Here is a 24153-nt window from a genome sequence, read left to right on the forward strand (position 1 = left end):
CGGCCCGGAACGACGTTGCCTCAGCTCTTCTTCACCAGCGGGCAGACGCTCTTCTCGAGCGGGAGGAAGGCCTCGTCCGCGGGGATGGTGGCGACCAGCTTGTAATAGTCCCACGGATATTTCGACTCGGACGGCTTCTTCACCTCGAACAGATAGGCCGGGTGGATCTTGCGGCCGTCGACGCGAATCGAGCCCTTGCCGAACAGGGGATCGTCGGTCGGCATCTCCTTCATCTTGGCGACCACGGCGCGGCCGTCATGCGGATTGCCGCCGAGCGCTTCCAGCGCCTTGAAATAGTGGATCAGCGAGGAATAGACGCCGGCCTGCACCATGGTCGGCGGGTTCTTCTTGAAGCGCTCCATGAAGCGCTTGGAGAAGGCGCGGGTCTGGTCGTTCATGTCCCAATAGAATGTCTCGGTGAAGTTCAGCCCCTGCGCGACGTTGAGGCCGAGCGCGTTGATGTCGGTGATGAACAGCAGCATGCCCGCAAGCCGCTGGCCGCCCGAGACGATGCCGAATTCCGCGGCCTGCTTGATCGCGTTGGTGGTGTCGCCGCCGGCATTGGCAAGGCCGACGATCTTGGCCTTCGAGCTTTGCGCCTGCAGCAGGAAGGACGAGAAGTCGGCATTGTTGAGCGGATGCTTGACGCTGCCGAGCACCTTGCCGCCATTCGCGGTGACCACCGCCGAGGTGTCGCGCTCGAGCGCCTGGCCGAACGCATAGTCCGCGGTGAGGAAGAACCAGGTGTCGCCGCCGGATTTGACCAGCGCTTTGCCGGTGCCGTTGGCGAGCATGTAGGTGTCATAGACCCAGTGCACCGTGTTCGGCGAACATTGCGCGCCCGTGAGGTCGGACGAGGCCGAGCCCGAGTTCAGGTTGACGACGTTCTTCTCCTTCGAGAGGTTGGCAATCGCGAGCCCGACATTGGAGGCCGCGAGATCGACGAACACGTCGACCTTCTCGACGTCGATCCACTGCTTGCCGATATTGACCGCGACATCGGGCTTGTTCTGGTGATCGGCCGAGATCAGATCGATCTTCCAGCCCTTCGCCAGCAGCCCGGAATCCTCGATCGCCATCTGCGCCGCCACCGTCGAGCCGGGACCGCCGATATCCTGATAGAGGCCGGACTGATCGCCGAGCGCGCCGACCTTGGCGACCTTGTCCATCGTCTGCGCCGACGCACCGCCGCAGAACACGAGACTCGTGGTCATGACCAAGGCCGTCGTGACCGAGGCTGCAATGGAACGCTTCATCTTCCCTCCAATATGATTTTGTTTTTTTGAGTTCCGCATTATGCCCGGCATCGGGCGCATCGCCTAGAGCGCCGGCGCGATCGCTCGCGCGCGATATTCCACGCCACGGCGATTGCGCAGCCGGTAACGCGCGACGGGATGCCGCGGTGTGCGTAGTTCGATCATCAGACGCGGATAGGGTGAAGCGGGGACGGCACTATTTCCAGTAGTACCGGATCGCGACGTAGACCACGACGAGGCAGGCGAAGATCAGTGCCACCGGCATCGAACGCTTGGCGTTCGGGTCGGAGGTGCTCGTCTTCTTGGGGGGCAGGCGGCGGAACGTCGTGACGTTGCCGCTGTCGGCGACCGGCTCGCGCGCGCGCGCTGGAACCTCCGGCGCTTTGCCGGCGCCGCCCATCTCGACATAGTAAGTGCGGTACATCTCTTGGATGGTCGCCTCGCCGGCGTCGGCTTCGCTCATCTGTCCCAGCAGCTTGTTGTAAATGGCCAGGAAATTCTGCGCCTCAGGCGGCAAGGCGGAGGCGCCGTTCAGCTTGGCCATCATCTTCCAGGTCGCAAAGTCGGCCCGCGCGCGGGTGTCGGCGCGTCGTGCAATCAGCATATCGGCAGCTTTGATCACCATGGCCTCGAAGCGTTCCCGTCCTCAACGCGCGACCCGGAAAAATGGCTACCGGTTTTTCGGTCGGGTCGTGCGCAGATCAAGGCTATGTGTTTCCGGTAATGAGGAGAAGGGCGTTGATTACATAGCCGGTCAGAGTTCGCAGTATCGTTGAAATAACATCAAGATTTAGGCCGATTTGCTGGCCAATCACCGGCAGCAGGATCAACAGCCCGATGAGGATCAGCATGCCGTAGGGCTCCAGCCGGGCGAGCGGGATCGCCAGCGGCCTTGGCAGCAGCCCGACCGCGACCCGGCCACCGTCCAGCGGCGGGATCGGCATCATGTTGAAGATCGCGAGCACGATGTTGATCAGGAAGGCGTTTTTCAGATTGTCCGCGGTCCATTTTGCGGCATCGGCCGGCACCAATGGCAGCGCGTGGAATGCCAGCGCCGCGGCGATCGCCAGGATGATGTTGGTGGCCGGGCCGGCCAGCGCCACCCACACCATGTCGAGCTTGGGATGATTGAGCTTGCGGAAGTTCACCGGCACCGGCTTGGCGTAGCCGAACAGGAACGGCGAATGCGCGAACAGCAGCACTGCAGGCAGGATCAGCGTGCCGAACGGATCGATGTGCTTCAGCGGGTTGAAGCTGACGCGGCCGAGCTGCCAGGCGGTGTCGTCGCCGAGCCGATGAGCGACGAAGCCGTGCGCGGCTTCGTGAAACGTGATCGCAATGACGACCGGCAATACCCAGACGGAGATGTCATAGAGGGAGATGTTCAATGGCGTGCCGCCTCGGGTTCGCTGGGACCGGACCTCAGGCTAGCACGGATTCGCGGAAGGCCTTGCTGGCGAGCGTTGCCGCAGGTCAGCGCATGTCGGGGGCGACCGCGTGCGCCAGAGGCGGGTGGGTGGTCGCGATCCAGATGCCGGCGAACACGGTGACGATGCCGGCCACCAGATTCCAGCTCAGCGGCTCGCCGAGCAGGGCTGCGCCGACCAGCGATGCCGCGATCGGATTGACGGTGACCGAGATCGCCACCCGGGTCGGCGTCGTCCGCTCCAGCGCGAAGGCCCAGAGATAGAAGGTGAGCGCAGCGCCGAAGGCGCCGAGATAGATCGCGCCGAACCATTGCGGCGCGCCGAAATCGGCAACCGGCGCAAAACTGCCGCGCAGCAGCGAGGCGACAATGAGCACCACCGCCCCGGCGGCCATCGCGAGCGTGGTGAAGGGGATCGGGCCGGCGCGGCGGATATAGGGTTTTGACCAGATGCTGTAGAGCGCCATGCACAGCGCGGCTGCGATCATCAGGAGGTCGCCGCGCCAGGCACCAGGCGGCGCCGTGGCGAGGCCTGAGAGCAGCGCCATCGAGACGCCGAGGATGGTGATCAGGACGCCTGTGGTCTTGCGCGCGGTGAGCGCTTCGGCGCCCAGCACCGCGCCGACCAGCATGGTCAGCAGCGGCAGTGTCGACAGCGCGAGTGCGCCGCGCGCGGCGGTGGTGAAGATCAATGAGGCGTTGAACAGGACCGGAAACGCCGCAAAGAACAGCAGGCCGAGGCCGGCAACGCCGAGCCAGTCGCGCCGCGTCGGCCAGCTCCGGCGTTGCAGCAGTGCCAGCGGCAGCAGCAGCAGGACGCCGATGCCGAAGCGGAACGCGCCGATCGCCAGCGGGTCGATGGCGCCGACCAGAAACCGCGTCGCGCCGATCGAAGTGCCGCCGAGCGCGCTCGAGGCCACCGCCGCCAACACCCCCCAGATCTCGCCCATTCCGTTGGCCCCTTGGTTTTGCTTGCGCAATCTAGGGAAGGGAACATAATCAGGGAATGGAATAGATGTGATTGACTAAATCACAGATCGTTATGAGTGCGCCCATCCTGGACCCGGATCTTCTGCAGGCCTTTGTCGCGGTGGCGGAGCATCGCTCCTTCACCCGCGCGGCCTCGGCGCTGAACCGGACCCAATCCGCCGTCAGCATGCAGGTGAAGCGGCTGGAAGAGCGGCTGCAGGCCGAACTGTTTCACCGCAGCACGTCCAGTGTCGACCTGACTGCGGCAGGCGAGGGATTGCTCGGCTATGCCCGCCGCATTTTGAGCCTCAACGCGGAAGCGGTCGGCCGGGTGCGCGCGCACGGCACGGATGGACGGGTTCGCCTCGGCGTGATGGACGACTATGGGACGATGATCGTCCCGCCGTTGCTCAAGGACTTCATCGCCAGCTATCCGCTGATCCATGTCGAGATGGAGACCGGGCTGACGTCGACAATGACCGATCGGCTCGGCGAAGCCTATGACCTCGTGATCGCGATGCACCCCGAGGGACGCGGCGAGGGCGAGTTGCTGCGCACCGAGCAGGCGGTGTGGGCCGCGAGCGCCGCACATCGCGTCGAGGAACTCGATCCGCTGCCGGTCGCGCTCTATCCGCAGGGCTGCCTGTTCCGGAGCTGGGCGATGCAGGCGCTGGACGAGGCGAACCGGCCGTGGCGGCTCGCCTTTGTCAGCCACAGCCTGTCCGCGGTCGAGGCGATCGCGGCGCAGGGCCTCGCCGTGACCGTGGTCAAGTCGGGGACGTTTCCGCCGACGCTGCGTCGGCTGACCGCGCGCGACGGCATGCCGCGGCTGCCGCGGGCCGAGATACGGCTGCATCGCGCGCAAAACCTGTCGCACGCGGCGTCACTCCTGGCCGATCATCTCGTCGCGGCGCTGCGGCAGCCGGCGAGGCGAGCGGCGATCTAATAGGTCGCGCGGCCGCCGGAAATGTCGAACACCGCGCCGGTGGAGAAGGCACAATCCTCCGAGGCCAGCCATGCCACCATCGAGGCGAGCTCCTCGACCTGCACAAAGCGGGCCTTCGGGATCTTCGACAGCATGAAGTCGATGTGCGCTTGCGTCATCTGGTCGAAGATCGCGGTCTTCGCTGCGGCCGGCGTCACCGCATTGACCAGGATGTCGTGCTGCGCGAGCTCCTTGCCGAGCGATTTGGTGAGCGCGATCAGGCCCGCCTTCGACGACGAATAATGCGCGGCGTTCGGATTGCCCTCCTTGCCGGCGATCGAGGCGATGTTGACGATGCGGCCGTACTTCCGGCCGATCATGGTCGGCACGATCGCCTTGCAGCAGATGAAGGGCCCCTCGAGATTGATGCGCATCACCCGGCGCCAGTCCTCGAGATCGGTTTCCCATACCGGCTTGTTGGCTCCGGTGATGCCGGCGTTGTTGACGAGAATGTCGATCTTGCCGAACGCCCGCAGCGTTTGATCGCGCGCGGCGTCGACCGCGTCGGGATTGGTGACGTCGGTCTTGATCGCGATCACGTTCTCGCCGATCGCCCGCGCGGTCTTCTCGGCCAGCGGCTGGTCGAAATCCCAGATCGCGACCTTGGCGCCCGACGCGACAAAGCGCTCGGTGATGGCGCGGCCAAATCCCTGCGCGCCGCCGGTGACGACGGCACAGCGGCCGTTGAGATCGATCTTGTTCATGTTGCCTCCCGATTAGAGTGTCCAGCCGCCGTCGATGACATGCGCGACACCTGTCGTGAACGAGCTTTCGTTGCTGGCAAGATAGACGGCGAGCGCGGCGATTTCCTCGGCGGTGCCGAGCCGGCCCATCGGCTGGCGCGCAACGAACATCTCGCGTCCCTGCGGGCCGGCAGCCGCCGCACGCTCAAGCATCGAAGGTGTCTCGATAGTGCCGGGGCAGATGCAGTTGCAGCGGATGCCCTTGGTGATGAAGTCGGCCGCGACCGAGCGCGTCAGTGCCGCGACCGCGGCCTTGGTGGCGCTATAGACGTAGCGGTTCGGCGCCGCCTTCACCGCGCCGGCGGCGGAGGCGATGTTGACGATGGCGCCACCGCCCTGCGCCAGCATGCCGGGCAGGAAAGCGCGCGTGGTGCGGTGCATCGACTTGACGTTGAGGTCGAAGGAGAAATCCCAGTCGTCGTCCGAGCACTCCAGCACTGTGCCGTGATGCACAAAGCCCGCGGCATTGAGCAGGATGTCGGTCTTGCCCGCGCGTTTTGCCATTGCCTCGACGGCTGCGGTGTCGCGCACGTCGAGCTTCGCAACCTCGGCGACGCCTTCCTGCTTGAGCAGCGCAAGTTTGCCTTCGTCGATATCGGTCGCGAACACGCTCGCGCCCTCGCGGGCAAAGGCCAGCGCGCAGGCGCGGCCGATGCCGACGGCCGCTGCGGTTACGAATGCGCGCTTGCCCTTCAGGCGGTCTGACATGCGTTTCTTCCTTCTTTGACGATTTGCAGTGTCATGCGCGGGCTTGACCCGCGCATCCATCTTCGAGGAGCGATGGATTGCCGGGTCGCGCCCGGCAATGACGGTTTGCGTCCTAGTGATTGTCGCGCGCCACGCCGACCTTGCCGGCGATGTCGTGGTAGCGCGTCGCGAGCTCGAGGCAGGCGCCGGTCGCGTGCTGGCCGACGGTCTTGCGGTAGAGCTCCTGCCACGGCGTCTGGTTGGCCGGATGCGGGAAGCCGCCCTTGGCCTTCAGCTCGGCGCGGCGGGTGCGCAGCTCATCCTCCGAGATCATGATGTTGGCGCTGCCCTTGTTGAGGTCGATGCGCACCTTGTCGCCGGTCCTCAGGATCGCGAGCCCGCCATCGGCGGCGGCCTCCGGCGAGGCGTTGAGGATCGAGGGCGAGCCCGAAGTGCCGGACTGCCTTCCGTCGCCGATGCAGGGCAGGGATAGGATGCCGCGTTTGATCAGCGCGGCGGGCGGCTGCATGTTCACCACCTCGGCGCCGCCGGGATAGCCGATCGGGCCGGTGCCGCGGACGAACAGGACGCAGTGCTCATCGATGTCGAGCGCGGGATCCTCGATACGGTTGTGATAATCCTCCGGCCCCTCGAACACGATGGCGCGGCCCTCGAAGGCATTGAGGTCCTTCGGGTTGGACAGATAGCGGTCGCGGAATTCCTTCGAGATCACGCTGGTCTTCATGATCGCGGAGTCGAACAGATTGCCGCGCAGCACGATGAAGCCGGCGTCCTTCACCAGCGGCTTGTCGTAGCCCCAGATCACGTCGCCGTCGGGCGCAGGTGCTTCCTTGCAGTTCTCGCCCATGGTGCGGCCGTTGACGGTGAGGGCGCCTTCGTGGATGCGCTTGTGCTTGATCAGCTCGCGCACCACCGAGGGCACGCCGCCGGCGCGGTGATATTCCTCGCCGAGATAGAAGCCGGCCGGCTGCATGTTCACCAGCAGCGGGACGTCATGGCCGTATTTCTGCCAGTCGTCGATCGACAGCTCGACGCCGACATGGCGCGCCAGCGCATTGATGTGGATCGGCGCATTGGTCGAGCCGCCGATCGCGGAGTTGACCACGATGCAGTTCTCGAACGCCTCGCGCGTCAGGAAGTCCGACGGCTTCAAATCCTCCCAGACCATGTCGACGATGCGCTTGCCGGTCTCGTAGGCGATCTGGCCGCGCTCGCGATACGGCGCCGGGATCGCCGCGCAGCCCGGCAGCGAGAAGCCGAGCGCTTCCGCGAGCGAGTTCATGGTGGAGGCGGTGCCCATCGTGTTGCAATGGCCGACCGAGGGGGCCGAGGAGGCCACGATCTCGATGAATTGCTCATAGTCGATCTCGCCGGCGGCGAGCCGCTCGCGCGCCTTCCACACCACGGTGCCGGAGCCGGTGCGCTGGCCCTCGTGCCAGCCGTTCAGCATCGGGCCGCCCGACAGCACGATCGCCGGCAGGTTGACGGTCGCCGCCGCCATCATGCAGGCCGGCGTGGTCTTGTCGCAGCCGGTGGTCAGCACCACGCCGTCGAGTGGATAGCCGAACAGCACCTCGACGAGGCCGAGATAGGCGAGGTTGCGGTCGAGCGCCGCGGTCGGGCGCTTGCCGGTCTCCTGGATCGGATGGGTGGGAAACTCCATGGCGATGCCGCCGGCGGCGCGGATGCCCTCGCGGACGCGGTGTGCGAGCTCGAGGTGATGCCGATTGCAGGGCGACAGGTCGTTGCCGGTCTGCGCGATGCCGATGATCGGCTTGCCCGACTGCAATTCCTCGCGCGTCAGGCCGTAGTTGAGATAGCGCTCGAGATAGAGCGCGGTCATGCCCGGATTGTGCGGGTTGTCGAACCATTCCTGGGAGCGGAGCCTGCGGCCCTTGCCCTTGCTGGTCGCGCCTGCGGCGTCGTGCCCGTTGGTGGGGGATTTTGTCATTGGTTTCTCCCGCAATGCAAACTGGTGGGCCCATTCAAGGGCTCTGGTTCAACGTCGTTGCTACCTTGCGCAAATCGTCGTGCATTACAAACCCGACCGATCACGCACAGGTGTTTCGTGTGATGGATTGGACCTTAGTTGAAGGGTCTTGGTTGCGCTATCATTTTATCATTTTTCGCGTCTCCTATGACGGGCAGCTGCCGGGCGACCTCAATTGCGTCGCGCCGAGCTTTGCCGTTCCATGACACTGAAGCCGAGATCGACGACGGGTTCGGCGGGCCGGCGCCCTTCCAGCGTCTCGATCACCATCACGGCAGCGTTTCTGCCCATTTCGTAACGATTGGTGCGCACGCTGCTCAAGGTCGGCTCGCTCGACGCCATGAATTCGAGGTCATTGAAGCCGACGATCGCCATCTGCTCTGGCACCGCCACGTGCCGGCGCTTGCATTCGAACAGCGCGCCGAGCGCAAGGTCGTCATTGACGCAGAACACGGCGTCGATGTCGGGCGCCTTGGCGAGCAGGTCGGCAAACAGCGTCCCGCCGAGCGTGACCGAGGTCGGGATCGCCGTTGTCACAATAAGCTGTGGATCGAACAGCGCAGCGTCGGTCATCGCGGAGCGATAGCCGTCGAGCCGACGCTGCACCCGCGGGTCCATCCGCGCGCCGAGGAAGCCGATCCGCCGGTAGCCCTGCGCGAGCAGGTGGGCAATGGCCGCTTTTGCGGCGTCAAAATGCGAGAATCCGATCATCATGTCGATCGGGGAGGGACCGACCTCCATGATCTGGACGATCGGACAATCGACCGTCTCCATGATGCGGCGGGAATCGGCGGTCTGGTTGATGCCGGTAATAATCAGCCCGGCGGGCTTCTGTGCCAGAAACAGACGAAGCAGGCGCTCTTCCTGCAGGATGCTGTAGCGGGTGTTGGCGAGCTGAATGCTGTAGCGGCTGCCGTCGAGCGCGTCATAGATGCCGCGCAGCACGTCGGAGAACACGTTGTTGGTCAGCGACGGGATCAGGACACCGATCACCTCGGTGCGCTGCGACGCAAGCGCGCGTGCCGCGAGATTGGGCACGTAACCGAGTTCTTTTGCCGCACTATCGACCCGCGCGCGCTTGCCGGCCGAAAGTGCTTCCGGATTTCTGAAGAACCGTGAGGCCGTAATCGGACTGACACCGGCGAGCTTCGCGACTTCGGCGAGCCGGATCTTGCCTGGCGTGATGCGCTTTCGGGCCATTTGCCGCTCATATCACGACGTTCGTCGCAGACAAACTGATATTGACAGCGCTACCAAGCGATTGCTAATCGAACGATTGCCAAAACCGGATAAACTGCGGACAATAACGCCAGTCCAACAGCGCCGCGCACCCAGCGCGGCCGGAACACAAAACAGAGCGGTGGCGGCACTCGTCGTACGTCGTCGGGAACTTGAGGGAGGGAAGTGGATGTCGTCGGTCCAGATTCGCGACGTGCGGAAATCGTTCGGCAATTTTGAGGTCCTGCACGGCGTGTCGATCCCGATCGAGGACGGCGAGTTCGTCGTTCTGGTCGGCCCCTCCGGCTGCGGCAAGTCGACCCTGCTGCGCATGCTGGCGGGGCTCGAGAACATCACCTCCGGCACGATCTCGATCGGCGACCGCGTCGTCAACAATGTCCAGCCCAAAGAGCGCGACATTGCGATGGTGTTCCAGAACTACGCGCTCTATCCGCATATGACCGTCGCCGACAATATGGGCTTCTCGCTCAAGCTGCGCGGCGCCAAGCCCGAGGAGATCTCGACCGGCGTCAAGCGCGCCGCGGAAATCCTTGCGCTGACGCCGCTGCTCGAGCGCTATCCTCGCCAGCTCTCCGGCGGCCAGCGCCAGCGCGTCGCGATGGGCCGCGCCATCGTGCGCGATCCCCAGGTGTTCCTGTTCGACGAGCCGCTGTCGAACCTCGACGCCAAGCTGCGTGTTGCGATGCGCACCGAAATCAAGGAGCTGCACCAGCGGCTGAAGACCACGACCGTCTACGTCACCCACGACCAGATCGAGGCCATGACCATGGCCGACAAGATCGTCGTGATGCATGACGGCATCGTCGAGCAGATGGGCTCGCCGCTCGAACTCTATGACACGCCGGCGAACCAGTTCGTGGCCGGTTTCATCGGCTCGCCGGCGATGAATTTCCTCAAGGGCAATGTGAAGGTGAACGGCGCCGCCTATTTCGAGGGACCGAACGGCGTCAAGCTGCCGCTGAAATCGGCGCCGGCCAATTCCGACGGCCAACCCGCGGTCTACGGCGTGCGGCCCGAGCATTTCACCATCGCCGATGACGGCGCCGAGGCCGAGATCGTGGTGGTCGAGCCGACCGGCTCGGAGACCCAGGTGTTCGCCAAGCTCGGCGGCGAGCAGGTCGTCGCCGTGTTCCGCGAGCGCCATCTGTTCAACCCGGGCGACAAGGTTCGGCTCAAGCCGGATCCGTCGCTGGTCCATCTGTTCGACGATTCGACGGGGAAGCGACTGAACAGCTGACGGACCGATCGATCTTAATGGCCGACCAACAGGCCAGATCAAAAACAACAAAAACACAATCATAGGGAGAAGGACGATGCACGATTTTACTCGCCGCTCGCTACTTCAGGGCGGCACGGCGCTGGCTGCAACCGGCATGCTCACCGGGCCGGCGCTGTTTGACTTCGCCAAGGCCTGGGCGCAGAGCGCGCCCTGGAAGGCGGAGCCCGGCGCCAAGCTCACCGTGATGCGCTGGAAGCGCTTCGTGCCCGCGGAAGACGATGCATTCAACGCCATGGTCGCGGCCTTCAAGTCGGCAACCGGCACCGAGATGAACGTGTTCAGCGAGTCCTTCGAGGACGTGCAGCCGAAGGCCTCGGTCGCCGCCAACACCGGCTCGGGTCTCGACCTCGCCTGGGGCCTGCACACGCTGCCGCAGCTGTTCCCGACCAAGGTTCTCAAGATGAACGACGTTGCCGACTATCTCGGCAACAAATATGGCGGCTGGACCGAAGCCGCGGCCAAGACCTGCAAGCAGGGCAATGACTGGCTCGGCATTCCCGTCGCGACCATCGGCGGCTATTTGACCTATCGCAAGTCGGCGGTCGAGAAGGCCGGCTTCAAGCAGGTGCCGTCCGATTTCCCGGCCTATCTTGAACTGTGCAAAGCGCTGAAGAAGAACAACACGCCGGCCGGCTTCGCGCTCGGCCACGCCACCGGCGACGCCAATGCCTGGGTGCACAACATCCTCTGGGGCCACAACGCCTGGACCGTCGACAAGGACGACAAGGTCATCATCAATTCGCCGGAGACGATGAAGGCGCTGGAGTATGCCAAGGCGCTGTCGGAGACCTTCATTCCGGGTGTCGCGTCCTGGAACGATTCCTCCAACAACAAGGCCTTCCTGTCGGGCGAGCTGTTCCTGACCTCGAACGGCATCTCGATCTACGTCGCGGCCAAGGACGATCCGAGCAAGAAGGAGCTCGCCGAGGACATCGACCACGCATTGTGGCCGGTCGGCTCGATCGGCAAGCCGACCGAATTGCAACTCGCGGTTCCGATCCTCGCCTTCAACTTCTGCAAATATCCGAACGCGGCGAAGGCCTTCATCGCCTTCATGCTGGAGAAGGAGAATTTCGAGAAGTGGCTGTCGGGCGCGCGGGGTTATCTCACCCACACGCTCAACGCCTACGACTCGGCTCCGGTGTGGACCGCCGATCCGAAGAACGCGGTGTTCGGCCAGGCCTCGAAGCGCGCGCTGCCGGCCTCCGGCATCGGCACGCCCGGCGAGAAGGCCGCGACCGCGATCGCCGACTTCATCGTGGTCGACATGTTCGCGAACTACTGCACCGGTGCCAAGGACGGCAAGGCCGCGATGGCGGAAGCCGAACGGCAGCTGAAGCGTATCTATCGCTGATGTGATGGCCGCGGGCGGCGGAGCGCCGCCGCCCGCGTCATCATTGGAATGCCATCATTGGAATATTGCGTAGTCATGCTCAATCCGTTGAGCAATCGGGACATCGCCTATGGCTGACATCGCCCTCGCGCCGCGACGTGCGAAAACCGAAATCCGCGAAGCGACCGCATGGGATCAGCTCCGCCACAACAAGAACTGGCTCGGCTTCTGGTTCATGTTGCCGGCGATGGCGTTCCTGATCTTCTTCCTGGCCTATCCGCTTGGGCTCGGCATCTGGCTGTCCTTCACCGACACCCGCATCGGCCGCGTCGGTCATTTCATCGGCACTGAGAACTATGAATGGTTGTGGGACGATGCCATCTTCTGGCTGTCGGTCTTCAACACGCTGCTCTACACCTTCATCGCGAGCGCCGTGAAGTTCGCGGTCGGGCTCTATCTGGCGCTGCTGCTCAACGAGCGCATGCCGTTCAAGGCGCTGTTGCGGGCCGCGGTGCTGATCCCCTTCATCGTGCCGACCGTGCTGTCGGCGCTGGCGTTCTGGTGGATCTTCGATTCCCAGTTCTCGATCATCTCCTGGTCGCTCAAGCATCTCGGCCTGATCACCCAGAACATCAATTTCCTCGGCGACACCACCTGGGCCCGGATCTGCGTGATCTTCGCCAATATCTGGCGCGGCGTACCGTTCGTGGCGATCACGCTGCTGGCGGGCCTGCAGACCGTGCAGCCGTCGCTGTATGAGGCGGCGACGTTGGATGGCGCCTCGCGCTGGCAGATGTTCCGCTACATCACCTATCCCTTGCTGACGCCGATCATCGCCGTCGTGATGACGTTCTCGGTGCTGTTCACCTTCACCGACTTCCAGCTGATCTGGGCGATGACGCGCGGCGGCCCGGTCAACGCCACTCATTTGATGGCGACGCTGTCGTATCAGCGCGCGATCATCGCGGGGCAGCTGGGCGAGGGCGCCGCGATCTCGAGCGCGATGATCCCGTTCCTGCTCGCCGCGATCATGGTGTCATGGTTCGGCCTGCAACGCAGGAAGTGGCAGCAGGGAGAGAGCAATGACTGATCTTCCCGCCTCCAAGGTCGACCTCAAGAGCATCCTGTCGACGCCGTCGCGCGTCGACAACAGCGAGGGCATGAGCTACCTGCAGTCGGTGCCGCGGCGGATCGTGACGCTCTACATCCCGCTGTCGATCATCGTGATCATCCTGCTGTTCCCGTTCTATTGGATGGGGCTGACGGCGATCAAGCCGGACGAGCAACTGCTCGACCTCGACAAGTACAATCCGTTCTGGACCTGGAATCCGACCTTCAAGCACGTCCACAAGCTGCTGTTCGAGAGCTACTATCCGCATTGGCTCTGGAACACGATGTATGTGGCGGTGGGTGCCACCGTGCTGTCGATCATCGCGAGTGTGCTCGCGGCCTATGCGATCGTGCGGCTGCGTTACAAGGGCGCCAACGTCGTCGGCGGCCTGATCTTCCTGGCCTATCTGGTGCCGCCGTCGATCCTGTTCATTCCGCTCGCGACCGTCGTGTTTCAGTACGGCCTGTTCGACTCGCCTCTGGCGCTGATCCTGACCTATCCGACGATCCTGATTCCGTTCTCGACCTGGCTGTTGATGGGATATTTCAAGACCATCCCGTTCGAGCTCGAGGAATGCGCGCTGATCGACGGCGCCAGCCGCTGGCAGATACTGATCAAGATCGTGCTGCCGCTCGCCGTTCCCGGCCTGATCTCGGCCTTCATCTTCTGCTTCACGCTGTGCTGGAACGAGTTCATCTATGCGCTGACGTTCCTGCAATCGACCCCGAACAAGACCGTCCCGGTCGCCATCGTCAACGAATTCGTTGACGGTGACATCTATCGCTGGGGGTCCCTGATGGCAGGGGCGCTATGCGGCTCGCTGCCGCTGGTTATTCTTTACGCGTTCTTCGTTGAGCATTATGTCTCGGCGATGACGGGTGCCGTGAAGGAATGAGCGCGCAAGGCCCGCAGCTGAATTCGAACAACAAGACAAGAAAAGGAGCAGGGTCGTGCACATTCTGATTCTGGGCGCCGCCGGCATGGTCGGCCGCAAGCTGACCGAGCGTCTCTTGCGCGAGGGCCGCCTCGGCAAGCAAGAGATCACCCGGATGACGCTGCAGGACGTGGTCGCGCCGGCGAAGCCCGCCAACGCCTCGATCCCGGTCAATGTGGTCGCATCCGATTTCGCCGATGCCGGAGCCGCGGCGCCCCTGATCGCCGAGCGTCCCGAGGTGATCTTCCATCTCGCCGCGATCGTCTCGGGCGAGGCCGAGGCCGAGTTCGACAAGGGCTACCGGATCAACCTCGACGGCACCCGCTATCTGATCGACGCCATCCGTGCCGTTGGCGGCGGCTACAAGCCGCGGCTGGTGTTCACTTCCTCGATCGCGGTGTTCGGTGCGCCGTTCCCCGAGAAGATCGGCGACGAGTTCTTCCATACGCCGCTGACGAGCTACGGCACGCAGAAGTCGATCTGCGAGCTCCTGATCAACGACTACACCCGCAAGGGCCTGCTCGACGGGATCTCGATCCGCCTGCCGACAATCTGCGTGCGTCCGGGCAAGCCGAACAAGGCGGCGTCCGGCTTCTTCTCCAATATCATCCGCGAGCCGCTGGCGGGCGAGGAGGCAGTGCTGCCGGTCTCCGAGGACGTCCGGCACTGGCACGCCTCGCCGAAATCGGCGGTCGGCTTTCTGGTTCACGCCGGCACGATGGATCTCAATGCGATGGGGCCGCGGCGCAATCTCAGCATGCCGGGGATGTCCGTCACCGTCGGCGAGCAGATCGCGTCGCTGGAGCGCGTCGCCGGCAAGAACGTCACCGCGCGCATCAAGCGGGTGCCCGATCCGACCATCATCAGCATCGTCTCGGGCTGGCCGCGCGATTTCGCTACTGACCGCGCGCTGAAGCTCGGCTTCACCACGGCCGAGAAGACGTTCGACGACATCATCCGGATCCATATCGAGGACGAACTCGGCGGCAAGTTCGCCGCCTGAGCAACGTCCGGGCTAAAGCATGATCCGGAAAAGTGCGAAGCGGTTTCCCTCGCGACAAACGCGGAACGCGTTTGCGCGAAGATCATGCTCAGACAAGGGGCTAAGGCGCGATGATGATTCAACCAGGCTTCATCGCGCTTTAGCGCGGCGCTCGAGATGACCAGAGTTGCCAGCATCGGCGAATGCATGATCGAGCTGCGCCAGGCCCCTGGTGGCCAGCTCGGCGGGCTGTATTCGCGCTCCTATGGCGGTGACACGCTCAACACCGCGGTCTATCTGTCCCGGCTCGGCGTCCACGTCGATTACTTCACGGCGCTCGGCGATGATGCGCTGAGCGATGAGATGATCGCGGGCTGGGCGAGCGAGGGCATCGGGACCAAGCATGTAGTGCGATCGGCGGGCAAGCTGCCCGGCCTCTATCTGATCCAGACCGACGACAAGGGCGAGCGGCGCTTCTTCCACTGGCGTGACAGCGCTGCCGCGCGCGACCTGATGGATCTGCCCGGAACGGAAGACATCCTGAACTCACTCGCGACCTATGACGTCGTCTATCTCTCGGCGATCACGCTCTCGATCCTGCGCGAGGATGGGCGGGAGCGATTGCTGGCGGCACTGAAGCGTGCGCGGCTGCTGGGGACGCGGTTTGCGTTCGACACAAATTTCCGCGCCCGCGGCTGGCCGGACCTGAACGTCGCGCGGAAGGTCTTCAGCAGCGCGTTCGAGACGGCCGATATCGTGCTTGCCTCGACCGAGGATCTGGCGCCGCTTTATCCCGGCGAGAGCAACACGGCGCTGCTGGCCGGCATCTCGAGCCCCGAGGTGGTGCTGAAGCTCGCCGAGCCGGCCTGCATCGTGCGCTCGGCCGGCGGAACGCGCGAGGTGAAGGCGGAGCAGCTTACCAAGCCGGTGGTCGATACCACCGCGGCCGGCGACAGCTTTGCCGCCGCCTATCTTGCCGCGCGGCTCGGCGGCGCCGAGCCCGAGGAGGCCGCGCGTGCCGGCCATCGGCTGGCCGGTGTCGTGGTGTGCTATCCCGGCGCGATCATTCCGCGTTACGCCATGCCGCCGAAGAAGGCGCTTCGTCTCCCACCATCCCGCAAGGCCTCGCAATGACAACGACATCGAAGCAGGACCGGATCGCCGAGCTGATCCGCCAGGCCACCGTGATCCCGGTGCTGACCATCGAGCGGCTCGAGGACGCGGTGCCACTGGCGAAGGCGCTGGTCGCCGGCGGCGTGCGGACGCTCGAGGTGACGCTGCGGACGGCGGTCGCGGTCGACGCGGCCAGGGCCATCATCGCCGGTGTGCCGGAGGCGATCGTCGGGATCGGCACGATCCTCAATGGTGACGACCTGGTGCGCGCCGAGGCACTGGGCGCCAAATTCGGCATCAGCCCGGGGGCGACGCCCGAGCTGTTGACGGCAGCGGCCGCAAGCCGCTTGCCCTTCGCGCCGGGGATCGCGACCGCCTCCGAGTTGATGCAGGCGCTGGCCCACGGCTTCGACGTCGTCAAATTCTTCCCGGCCGAGCAGGCGGGCGGTATCAAGGCACTGCGGGCTCTGGCCGGGCCATTTCCGCAGGTCAGGGTGTGCCCGACCGGCGGGGTCAGTGAGGCCAATGCGGCGACCTGGCTCGCCGAGCCGAATGTGCTGGCAGTCGGCGGTTCCTGGCTGTGCCCCGCGGCCGATATCCGCGCCGGCAATTGGGCCGGCATAACCGCCATGTGCGCGAAGGCGATGAAAACGCTGAAAGCCGCCTGAAGATACGCTACATAACTCTCCGAACAGGAACAGGGAGATACAGCCATGACCGCCAGCATCGTGGGGTGGGCGCACACGCCATTCGGAAAGTTCGACGCGGAGACCGTCGAGGGTCTCGTGGTCAAGGTCGCCAACGAGGCGCTGGCTGACGCCGGCATCGCTGCATCCGATGTCGACGAGATCATGCTCGGCCATTTCAACGCCGGCTTCTCGCCCCAGGACTTCACGGCCTCGCTGGTGCTGCAGGCCAATCCGGCGCTGCGCTTCAAGCCGACCACCCGGGTCGAGAATGCCTGCGCCACCGGATCGGCCGCCGTGCATCAGGGCATTCGCGCCATCGAAGCCGGCGCCGCGAAGATCGTGCTGGTGGTCGGCGTCGAGCAGATGACGAAGACGCCGGGCCCGGAGATCGGCAAGAACCTGCTCAAGGCGTCGTATCTGCCCGAGGATGGCGACACGGTCGGCGGCTTCGCCGGCGTGTTCGGCAAGATCGCGCAGGCCTATTTCCAGAAATACGGCGACCAGTCGGATGCGCTGGCGATGATCGCCGCCAAGAACCACAAGAACGGCGTCGCCAATCCCTATGCGCAGATGCGCAAGGATTTCGGCTTCGAGTTCTGCCGCGCCGAGAGCGACAAGAACCCGTTCGTCGCCGGTCCCTTGAAGCGCACCGACTGCTCGCTGGTCTCGGACGGCGCCGCCGCGCTGGTGCTGACCGATGCCGTGACCGCCAAGACCATGGGCAAGGCGGTGAACATCCGCGCCACCGCGCATGCGCAGGATTTCCTGCCGATGTCCAAGCGCGACATCCTGCAGTTCGAAGGCTGCACCACCGCCTGGCAGCGCGCGCTGCAGAAGGCCGGCCTGCAGCTCTCCGACCTGTCCTTCGTCGAGACCCATGACTGCTTCACCGTAGCCGAGCTGATCGAATACGAAGCGATGGGCCTGACGCCGAAGGGACAGGGCGCGCGCGCGATCATGGAAGGCTGGACCCAGAAGGACGGCAAGCTGCCGGTCAATCCGTCCGGCGGCCTCAAGGCCAAGGGCCATCCGATCGGCGCCACCGGCGTCTCCATGCATGTGATGAGCGCGATGCAGCTCACGGGGCAGGCGCCCGAGGGCATGCAGCTCAAGAACCCGCAGATCGGCGGCATCTTCAACATGGGCGGCGCCGCGGTCGCCAACTACGTCTCGATCCTCGAGCCGGCGAAGTAGCTTGAACATTGCCGAATGGCTGGCGGCGACGGCACGGGCGCGTCCCGACGCGCCGGCGCTGCTGACCGGTTTCGATCTCGACGCCGACTACGCCACCTTTGCCCGCCGCGCCGCCTCGATCGGGGCGGCGCTGGCGCGCGATCACGGCATTGCCGCCGGCGACCGCATCGCGCTGTTTGCGTCGAACTGCACGCAATATCTTGAATGCCTCTACGGCATCTGGTGGATCGGCGCCGCCGCGATCCCGATCAACGCCAAGCTGCACGGCCGCGAGGCTGCGTGGATCTGCGGCAATGGCGGTGCCAAACTCGCCTTCGTCTCTGATGACACGATCGGTGCGTTGAACGAGGCGAAGGACGACTGCCCCGCCGGAATGACCACGCTGTCGGTCGACAGCGCCGCTTACAGGACGATGCGAAGCGGCGAGGGCGCGCCTGCGCCGCTGCCGCGCGAAAGCAACGATCTCGCATGGCTGTTCTACACATCAGGCACCACGGGCCGTCCCAAGGGCGTGATGCTCAGCCACGCCAATCTGGTCGCGATGTCGCTATGCTATCTCGCCGACGTCGATCCGGCGACGCCGCACGATGCCTCGCTCTATGCCGCGCCGATCTCGCATGGCGCCGGCCTCTACAATTTCCCGCATGTCCGGATGGGCGGCCGCCACGTCGTGCCGGAGTCCGGCGGCTTCGATCCGGACGAGGTGCTCAACCTCGGCCGCCAGCTCGACAATGTCGTGATGTTCGCGGCCCCCACGATGGTGCGCCGCCTGGTCGATGCCGCGAAGAAGCGCGGCGAGAACGGCGAAGGGCTGCGCACCATCATCTATGGCGGCGGTCCGATGTACACGGCCGACATCACCGATGCGATGGCGACGATGGGCCAGCGCTTCGTGCAGATCTACGGCCAGGGCGAGTCGCCGATGACCATCACGGCGCTGTCGCGCGGCTGGCACGCCCGGAGCGATCACCCGCGCTATCTCGAACGGCTGGCTTCGGTCGGGCTGGCGCAGAGCGTCGTCACCGTGCGCATCACCGACAGGGACGGCAAGCCGCTGCCTGCCGGGGAGACCGGCGAGATCGAGGTCAAGGGCGCGACCGTGATGCTCGGCTACTGGAACAATCCGAAGGCCAATGCCGAGACGCTGAAGGACGGCTGGCTGCGCACCGGCGATGTCGGCCGCCTCGACGCCGACGGCTTCCTCACGCTGTCGGACCGCTCCAAGGACGTGATCATCTCCGGCGGCACCAACATCTATCCGCGCGAGGTCGAGGAAGCCCTGCTGACCCATCCCGATGTCCGCGAGGTCTCGGCCGTCGGTGTGCCGGATCCGGAATGGGGCGAGATCGTCGTCGCCTGCGTCGTGCTGACGGAGGGCACTGCCGCCGACGACGGCAAGCTCGACGCGCATTGCCTTGCCTCGATCGCCCGCTTCAAGCGGCCGAAGCGCTATGTCTATCTCGATGCCCTGCCGAAGAACAATTACGGCAAGGTGCTGAAGACCGCGCTGCGGGAGATGCTGGCCAAAGGCATGGGCTAAAGCGGGGCGAGGCTGGGTTGAATCGAAAACATCGAAAACAACCCCATGCACAGTAGGGATTGGGGTCACTAAGGCGGTTAGGGGATATGCCCGGACCTCCCGCCGCGCTAAGCTGCCTGTGCTTGTCACCGGGAGAACGGACCATGGGAATCGAGACGTCTCTGTCGCTGTCGGAAGTGAACGATCGTATCGCGATCCTCCGGGACAATATCAGGCAGCTGATCGAGCAGGCCGCAGGCGCTGCCGGCGCCGAAGTCGAGGAGCGCATCGCCGAGCGGCTCGAGCAGCAGAATGCGGAACTGGAGAAGCTCCTGAAGGCGCGCGAGGTGATGACGGGGCAGTCGCTGGCATAAGGGCGGCGGTGAATCCGCTTCGTTTTGCCCACCCTGCGTTCCGCCGCACGGAAGCGGCCCGGCCGCGGCCATGCATACGCCCATACGCCCGGCGCAGCTTGATCTCTTGGAATAGCTCCCGTTACTAGCTCCATAACCACGACATCCGGGAGCGAACAGGACGATGGGACCACTGCAGGGTATCAAGGTCGTCGACATGACGACCGTGCTGATGGGACCCTACGCCACGCAGATGCTTGGCGATTACGGCGCCGACGTCATCAAGGTGGAATCGCCCGACGGCGACGTGACGCGGCAGATCGGCCCAACGCGGCATCCCGGCATGGGACCGGTGTTCCTCAACACCAACCGCAGCAAGCGCTCGGTCTGCCTCGATCTGAAGAAGCCGGCGGGGCGCGAGGCGGTGCTGCGGCTGATCGCGAAGGCCGACGTGCTGGTCTACAATGTGCGCCCGCAGGCGATGGCGCGGCTGCAGCTCGGCTATGACGTCGTTTCCGAGGTCAACCCGCGGCTGATCTATGCCGGCGTGTTCGGCTTCGGCCAGGAGGGACCTTATGCCGCCAAGCCCGCCTATGACGATCTGATCCAGGGCGCGACCGCGCTGCCGGCGCTGATGGCGCAAACCTCGGACGGCGTGCCGCGCTATGTGCCGAACGCGCTGGTGGACCGCATCGTCGGCCTCACCGCGGTCGGCGCGATCTGTGCGAGCCTCGTGCATCGCGACCGCACCGGGCAGGGCCAGCGCGTCGACATTCCGATGTTCGAGACCATGGCCGGCTTCGTCATGGGCGACCACATGGGCGGGTTGACCTACGATCCGCCGCTCGACAAGGGCGGCTATGCGCGCCATCTGTCGCCGGACCGGCGGCCGTACAAGACGCTCGACGGCTATATCTGCGTGATCGTCTACAACGACAAGCAGTGGGAGAACTTCTTCAAGGCAACCGGCCGCGACGATCTGCGCAGCGATCCGAAATTCGCGACCTTCGCCGGCCGTGCCACCAATATCGATGTCGTCTACGCCGAGCTCGCGCGTATTCTCCAGACCAAGACCACCGCCGCGTGGAACGAGATCCTCGAAAAGGCCGACGTGCCGGTGATGCCGATGCACGATCTCGAAAGCCTGCTGGAGGATCCGCATATGGTCGCGACCGGCGTCTTCCCCGTGGTCGATCATCCGACCGAGGGCCGGATCCGCAGCATGACGCCGTCCGCGCGGTGGTCGGAGACCAAGGTCGAGCCGAGTCGGCTGGCGCCCCGGCTCGGCGAGCACAGCGCGGAGATTTTGCAGGAGGCAGGTTTCTCCACCGAGGAGATCGCGGCAATGGTGCGCGACGGCGCGGCCAAAGCGGTGCAGGCATAGGAGCACGACAGATGGATTTCGCACTCTCCGCCAACCAGGAATCGATCCGCGATGCCGTCGCCAAGATCTGCTCGCGCTTCGACGAGGCCTACTGGCTGAAGAAGGACAAGGAGGGCGGCTATCCGGCCGACTTCCACCGCGCGCTGGCCGATGCCGGCTGGCTCGGCATCTGCATCCCCGAGGAGTACGGCGGCTCCGGGCTCGGCATCACCGATGCCGCGATCATGATGCGCACGATCTCCGAATCCGGCGCCGGCATGTCCGGCGCGTCCGCGGTGCATATGAACGTGTTCGGCCTCAATCCGGTGGTGGTCTTCGGCACCAAGGAGCAGTGCCAGCGCATGCTGCCGCCGATCATCGACGGCCGCGACAAGTCCTGCTTCGCGGTGACCGAGCCGAACACCGGCCTCAACACCACGCAGCTCAAGACCCGCGCGGTGCGCCAAGGCGACAAATACATCGTCAACGGCCAGAAGGTGTGGATCTCGACCGCCCAAGTCGCCAACAAGATCCTGCTGCTCGCGCGCACCACGCCGCTGGAGGAGGTGCGCAGCCCGACCCATGGCCTCAGCCTGTTCTACACCGATTTCGACCGCAAGCGCGTCACCGTGCACGAAATCGAGAAGATGGGCCGCAAGCCGGTCGATTCCAACGAGCTGTTCTTCGAGAATTTCGAGATCCCGGTCGAAGACCGCATCGGCGAGCAGGGCCGCGGCTTCGAATACATCCTGCACGGCATGAATCCCGAGCGCATCCTGATCGCGGCCGAAGCGGTCGGCCTCGGCCAGATCGCGCTGAAGCGGGCGTCGGAATATGCCAAGGGCCGCATCGTGTTCAACCGTCCGATCGGCATGAACCAGGCGATCCAGCATCCGCTGGCGAAGTGCTGGATGGAACTGGAGGCTGCCTGGCTGATGGTGCTGCGCGCCGGCTGGCAGTATGACCAGAACCTGCCCTGCGGCCCCGCGGCGAACTCCGCAAAATATCTCGCGGCGGAAGCCGGCTTCCATGCCTGCGAGCAGGCGGTGATGACCCATGGCGGCTTCGGCTACGCCAAGGAGTATCACGTCGAGCGCTACTTGCGGGAATCGCTGATCCCGCGCATCGCGCCGATCAGTCCACAGCTGATCCTCAGCTTCATCGGCGAGAAGGTGCTCGGCCTTCCGAAGTCGTATTGATGACAGGAAGTTCCCACAGCGTCATTCCGGGGCGATGCGAAGCATCGAACCCGGAATCTCGAGATTCCGGGAATGGTCCTTCGGACCACCCCGGAATGACGATGGAGAGGGCAGAGACACGATGAGCTTCGTGACCGGCGTCGGCCTCACGTCCTACGGCAAGCATGAGGGCTTGTCCTCGCTCGACCTGATGAGCAAGGCGGCCGAGCTTGCGATCTCGGATGCCGGGCTGAAGCGCTCCGAGATCGACGGCATCCTCTGCGGCTACTCCACGGTCTCGCCGCATATCATGCTGGCCACGGTGTTCGCCGAGCACTTCGGCATTCGCCCGGCTTACGCGCACGCCGTGCAGGTCGGCGGCGCCACCGGGCTTGCGATGACCATGCTGGCGCATCACCTGGTCGATGCCGGTGTTGCAAAACACGTGCTGGTGGTCGGCGCGGCGAGAACCGGCTGACCGGGCAGAGCCGCGACGCCTCGATCCAGGCGCTGGCCCAGGTCGGCCATCCCGATTACGAGGTGACGCTGGGGCCGACGATCCCGGCCTACTACGGCCTGGTCGCAACGCGCTACATGCATGAATACGGCCTCACGCAGGCAGACCTCGCCGAGTTCGCGGTGCTGATGCGCAAGCACGCGCTGACGCATCCCGGCGCGCAATTCCACGAGCCGATCACGGTTGCCGACGTGATGGCCTCCAAGCCGGTGGCGATGCCGCTCAAATTGCTCGACTGCTGCCCGGTGTCGGACGGCGGTGCGGCCTGTGTGATCAGCCGCGAGCCGACCGGCGAGCGGCAGGTCCGCGTCCGCGGCTGCGCCCAGGCACACACCCATCAGCACGTCACCGCAGCACCTGCGCTGAGCGAACTCGGCGCCGAGATTTCGATCGCGAAAGCGAAGCAGGCGGCGGGCGTCGCGATCCCGGACGTGCGCTACGCCGCGGTCTATGACAGCTTCACGATCACGCTCGCGATGCTGCTGGAGGATCTCGGCCTTGCCGGACGCGGCGAGGCGGCGGCGCGGGTGCGCGCCGGCTATTTCAATCAGGATGGCGAGATGCCGCTCAACACCCATGGCGGCCTGCTCAGCTACGGCCATTGCGGCGTCGGCGGCGCGATGGCGCATCTGATCGAGACCCATCTGCAGATGACCGGCCGCGCCGAAAATCGTCAGGTGCGCGACGCCTCGGTGGCGCTGCTGCACGGCGATGGCGGCGTGCTGTCGTCGCATGTCAGCATGTTCCTGGAGCGCGTGCGATGAGCGGACCGATCGTGGACTGGACCAAGGGCACTGAAGCCATCGTCTACCAGACCTGCAACGGCTGCGGCGCGCGGCAATATTTCCGCCGCAGCTTTTGCGCCGCCTGCGGCTCGCCCGATCTTGCCGAGCATCGCGCGAGCGGGGCAGGGACGGTGTATGCGACCTCGCTGGTCTGCCGCGCCGCGACGCCCGAGACGCGGGCACATGTGCCGTACAACATCGTGCTTGTCGATGCCGACGAGGGCTTTCGCATGATGGCTCATGGCGACAATGACCTTGCCATCGGCGACAAGGTCGCGGCGCGCTTCACGCAATTCGCGGGGAGGCTGGTTCCATATTTCGCAAAGGCGAAATGAGGGGCTGAACGATCCAGTCAGAACGCAAGACCAGGCTAAACTGGTTCGCTCTTGCCCCTCATAGTTTGCGGATCATTTTGGGCATGATCTTTCGGAAAACCGCTACACACTTTTCCGGATCATGCCTCAGTGCCAATAAAAGATGAAGCTGG

General features: G+C 64.8%; 22 protein-coding genes and 1 pseudogene. 15 read left to right on the forward strand and 8 right to left on the reverse strand.

The genetic code is table 11. From position 1 onward, the window contains the following. Nucleotides 1-20: 20 nt before the first annotated feature. The 4 genes from ACVIHF_RS10770 to ACVIHF_RS10785 all read right to left on the reverse strand — a co-directional run bounded on the left by ACVIHF_RS10770 (nt 21) and on the right by ACVIHF_RS10785 (nt 3632). On the reverse strand, nt 21-1256 hold the full coding sequence (locus ACVIHF_RS10770) for an ABC transporter substrate-binding protein (protein ID WP_225160636.1): 1236 nt from the start codon (nt 1254-1256) through the stop codon (nt 21-23). Nucleotides 1257-1452: 196 nt separating this feature from the next. Continuing rightward, on the reverse strand, nt 1453-1860 hold the full coding sequence (locus tag ACVIHF_RS10775; protein WP_026192644.1) for a hypothetical protein: 408 nt from the start codon (nt 1858-1860) through the stop codon (nt 1453-1455). Nucleotides 1861-1963: 103 nt separating this feature from the next. Beyond that, complete coding sequence (locus ACVIHF_RS10780; RefSeq protein ID WP_028334324.1) at nt 1964-2644, reverse strand: site-2 protease family protein; 681 nt, start codon at nt 2642-2644, stop codon at nt 1964-1966. Nucleotides 2645-2729: 85 nt separating this feature from the next. Beyond that, nucleotides 2730-3632, reverse strand: a complete 903-nt coding sequence (locus tag ACVIHF_RS10785; protein ID WP_253609138.1) for a DMT family transporter — start codon at nt 3630-3632, stop codon at nt 2730-2732. A 92-nt stretch (nt 3633-3724) separates the two neighbouring features. On the opposite strand from ACVIHF_RS10785, the gene ACVIHF_RS10790 reads away from it, so the two are divergent. After that, on the forward strand, nt 3725-4597 hold the full coding sequence (locus ACVIHF_RS10790) for a LysR substrate-binding domain-containing protein (protein ID WP_253609137.1): 873 nt from the start codon (nt 3725-3727) through the stop codon (nt 4595-4597). On the opposite strand, the gene ACVIHF_RS10795 is transcribed toward ACVIHF_RS10790, so the two are convergent. The 4 genes from ACVIHF_RS10795 to gntR all read right to left on the reverse strand — a co-directional run bounded on the left by ACVIHF_RS10795 (nt 4594) and on the right by gntR (nt 9277). Then, entirely contained in the window at nt 4594-5340 is a 747-nt protein-coding gene (locus ACVIHF_RS10795) for an SDR family NAD(P)-dependent oxidoreductase (protein WP_253609136.1), read from the reverse strand. The two genes, ACVIHF_RS10790 and ACVIHF_RS10795, sit on opposite strands and share 4 nt — an antisense overlap. Nucleotides 5341-5352: 12 nt before the next feature. Continuing rightward, nucleotides 5353-6087, reverse strand: a complete 735-nt coding sequence (locus ACVIHF_RS10800) for an SDR family oxidoreductase (protein WP_253609135.1) — start codon at nt 6085-6087, stop codon at nt 5353-5355. 112 nt (nt 6088-6199) lie between these two features. Beyond that, the gene (locus ACVIHF_RS10805; RefSeq protein ID WP_253609134.1) at nt 6200-8038 is read right to left on the reverse strand and encodes an IlvD/Edd family dehydratase; all 1839 of its coding nucleotides are present in this window, start codon (nt 8036-8038) and stop codon (nt 6200-6202) included. Nucleotides 8039-8248: 210 nt separating this feature from the next. Continuing rightward, nucleotides 8249-9277 (reverse strand): HTH-type transcriptional regulator GntR, encoded by a 1029-nt coding sequence (gene gntR / locus ACVIHF_RS10810; RefSeq protein WP_168855702.1) that lies wholly within the window; start codon nt 9275-9277, stop codon nt 8249-8251. Between the two features lie 208 nt (nt 9278-9485). Between gntR and ACVIHF_RS10815 the strand changes: the two genes are divergently transcribed. The 14 genes and pseudogenes from ACVIHF_RS10815 (at nt 9486) to ACVIHF_RS10880 (ending at nt 24001) form a co-directional block, all read left to right on the forward strand. Then, nucleotides 9486-10553, forward strand: a complete 1068-nt coding sequence (locus ACVIHF_RS10815; protein ID WP_028334988.1) for an ABC transporter ATP-binding protein — start codon at nt 9486-9488, stop codon at nt 10551-10553. Between the two features lie 76 nt (nt 10554-10629). Beyond that, a complete protein-coding gene (locus ACVIHF_RS10820) occupies nt 10630-11949 on the forward strand; it encodes an ABC transporter substrate-binding protein (protein ID WP_057019733.1) in 1320 nt (439 codons plus the stop codon). A gap of 109 nt (nt 11950-12058) precedes the next feature. After that, a complete protein-coding gene (locus tag ACVIHF_RS10825; RefSeq protein ID WP_018271134.1) occupies nt 12059-13018 on the forward strand; it encodes a carbohydrate ABC transporter permease in 960 nt (319 codons plus the stop codon). Next, nucleotides 13011-13934 (forward strand): carbohydrate ABC transporter permease, encoded by a 924-nt coding sequence (locus ACVIHF_RS10830; protein WP_057019735.1) that lies wholly within the window; start codon nt 13011-13013, stop codon nt 13932-13934. Before ACVIHF_RS10825 ends, ACVIHF_RS10830 begins: the two co-directional genes overlap by 8 nt. Nucleotides 13935-13989: 55 nt before the next feature. Continuing rightward, on the forward strand, nt 13990-14976 hold the full coding sequence (denD, locus tag ACVIHF_RS10835; protein WP_028344631.1) for a D-erythronate dehydrogenase: 987 nt from the start codon (nt 13990-13992) through the stop codon (nt 14974-14976). Between the two features lie 156 nt (nt 14977-15132). Further along, nucleotides 15133-16089 (forward strand): sugar kinase, encoded by a 957-nt coding sequence (locus ACVIHF_RS10840; protein WP_456792028.1) that lies wholly within the window; start codon nt 15133-15135, stop codon nt 16087-16089. Continuing rightward, nucleotides 16086-16736 (forward strand): bifunctional 4-hydroxy-2-oxoglutarate aldolase/2-dehydro-3-deoxy-phosphogluconate aldolase, encoded by a 651-nt coding sequence (eda, locus tag ACVIHF_RS10845; protein ID WP_253609132.1) that lies wholly within the window; start codon nt 16086-16088, stop codon nt 16734-16736. Before ACVIHF_RS10840 ends, eda begins: the two co-directional genes overlap by 4 nt. Nucleotides 16737-16781: 45 nt before the next feature. After that, on the forward strand, nt 16782-17951 hold the full coding sequence (locus ACVIHF_RS10850) for an acetyl-CoA acetyltransferase (RefSeq protein WP_253609131.1): 1170 nt from the start codon (nt 16782-16784) through the stop codon (nt 17949-17951). Between the two features lies 1 nt (nt 17952). Next, the gene (locus tag ACVIHF_RS10855) at nt 17953-19491 is read left to right on the forward strand and encodes a class I adenylate-forming enzyme family protein (RefSeq protein ID WP_456792029.1); all 1539 of its coding nucleotides are present in this window, start codon (nt 17953-17955) and stop codon (nt 19489-19491) included. 143 nt (nt 19492-19634) lie between these two features. Beyond that, nucleotides 19635-19844 carry a hypothetical protein gene (locus ACVIHF_RS10860; protein ID WP_253609129.1) on the forward strand — a complete coding sequence of 70 codons (210 nt, stop codon included), beginning with the start codon at nt 19635-19637 and terminating at the stop codon, nt 19842-19844. 163 nt (nt 19845-20007) lie between these two features. After that, nucleotides 20008-21207 (forward strand): CaiB/BaiF CoA transferase family protein, encoded by a 1200-nt coding sequence (locus ACVIHF_RS10865; protein ID WP_456780862.1) that lies wholly within the window; start codon nt 20008-20010, stop codon nt 21205-21207. An 11-nt stretch (nt 21208-21218) separates the two neighbouring features. Continuing rightward, nucleotides 21219-22385 (forward strand): acyl-CoA dehydrogenase family protein, encoded by a 1167-nt coding sequence (locus ACVIHF_RS10870; RefSeq protein WP_253609127.1) that lies wholly within the window; start codon nt 21219-21221, stop codon nt 22383-22385. Nucleotides 22386-22506: 121 nt separating this feature from the next. Beyond that, nucleotides 22507-23645 (forward strand): annotated as a pseudogene (locus tag ACVIHF_RS10875) (thiolase family protein). Next, nucleotides 23642-24001 carry a Zn-ribbon domain-containing OB-fold protein gene (locus ACVIHF_RS10880; protein WP_092085482.1) on the forward strand — a complete coding sequence of 120 codons (360 nt, stop codon included), beginning with the start codon at nt 23642-23644 and terminating at the stop codon, nt 23999-24001. The pseudogene ACVIHF_RS10875 and the gene ACVIHF_RS10880 overlap by 4 nt, the downstream one beginning before the upstream one ends. The last annotated feature ends 152 nt before the right edge of the window (nt 24002-24153 follow it).

The organism is Bradyrhizobium sp. USDA 4506 (genome assembly GCF_054058795.1).

Excerpts from the sequence above, each read along its gene's own strand:
- ACVIHF_RS10770 (WP_225160636.1), bottom strand. The coding sequence starts at position 1,256 with ATGAAGCGTTCCATTGCAGCCTCGGTCACGACGGCCTTGGTCATGACC.
- ACVIHF_RS10775 (WP_026192644.1), bottom strand. The coding sequence starts at position 1,860 with ATGCTGATTGCACGACGCGCCGACACCCGCGCGCGGGCCGACTTTGCG.
- ACVIHF_RS10785 (WP_253609138.1), bottom strand. The coding sequence starts at position 3,632 with ATGGGCGAGATCTGGGGGGTGTTGGCGGCGGTGGCCTCGAGCGCGCTC.
- ACVIHF_RS10790 (WP_253609137.1), top strand. The coding sequence starts at position 3,725 with ATGAGTGCGCCCATCCTGGACCCGGATCTTCTGCAGGCCTTTGTCGCG.
- ACVIHF_RS10795 (WP_253609136.1), bottom strand. The coding sequence starts at position 5,340 with ATGAACAAGATCGATCTCAACGGCCGCTGTGCCGTCGTCACCGGCGGC.
- ACVIHF_RS10800 (WP_253609135.1), bottom strand. The coding sequence starts at position 6,087 with ATGTCAGACCGCCTGAAGGGCAAGCGCGCATTCGTAACCGCAGCGGCC.
- ACVIHF_RS10805 (WP_253609134.1), bottom strand. The coding sequence starts at position 8,038 with ATGACAAAATCCCCCACCAACGGGCACGACGCCGCAGGCGCGACCAGC.
- gntR (WP_168855702.1), bottom strand. The coding sequence starts at position 9,277 with ATGGCCCGAAAGCGCATCACGCCAGGCAAGATCCGGCTCGCCGAAGTC.
- ACVIHF_RS10815 (WP_028334988.1), top strand. The coding sequence starts at position 9,486 with ATGTCGTCGGTCCAGATTCGCGACGTGCGGAAATCGTTCGGCAATTTT.
- ACVIHF_RS10820 (WP_057019733.1), top strand. The coding sequence starts at position 10,630 with ATGCACGATTTTACTCGCCGCTCGCTACTTCAGGGCGGCACGGCGCTG.
- ACVIHF_RS10825 (WP_018271134.1), top strand. The coding sequence starts at position 12,059 with ATGGCTGACATCGCCCTCGCGCCGCGACGTGCGAAAACCGAAATCCGC.
- ACVIHF_RS10830 (WP_057019735.1), top strand. The coding sequence starts at position 13,011 with ATGACTGATCTTCCCGCCTCCAAGGTCGACCTCAAGAGCATCCTGTCG.
- ACVIHF_RS10840 (WP_456792028.1), top strand. The coding sequence starts at position 15,133 with ATGACCAGAGTTGCCAGCATCGGCGAATGCATGATCGAGCTGCGCCAG.
- eda (WP_253609132.1), top strand. The coding sequence starts at position 16,086 with ATGACAACGACATCGAAGCAGGACCGGATCGCCGAGCTGATCCGCCAG.
- ACVIHF_RS10850 (WP_253609131.1), top strand. The coding sequence starts at position 16,782 with ATGACCGCCAGCATCGTGGGGTGGGCGCACACGCCATTCGGAAAGTTC.
- ACVIHF_RS10860 (WP_253609129.1), top strand. The coding sequence starts at position 19,635 with ATGGGAATCGAGACGTCTCTGTCGCTGTCGGAAGTGAACGATCGTATC.
- ACVIHF_RS10865 (WP_456780862.1), top strand. The coding sequence starts at position 20,008 with ATGGGACCACTGCAGGGTATCAAGGTCGTCGACATGACGACCGTGCTG.
- ACVIHF_RS10870 (WP_253609127.1), top strand. The coding sequence starts at position 21,219 with ATGGATTTCGCACTCTCCGCCAACCAGGAATCGATCCGCGATGCCGTC.
- ACVIHF_RS10880 (WP_092085482.1), top strand. The coding sequence starts at position 23,642 with ATGAGCGGACCGATCGTGGACTGGACCAAGGGCACTGAAGCCATCGTC.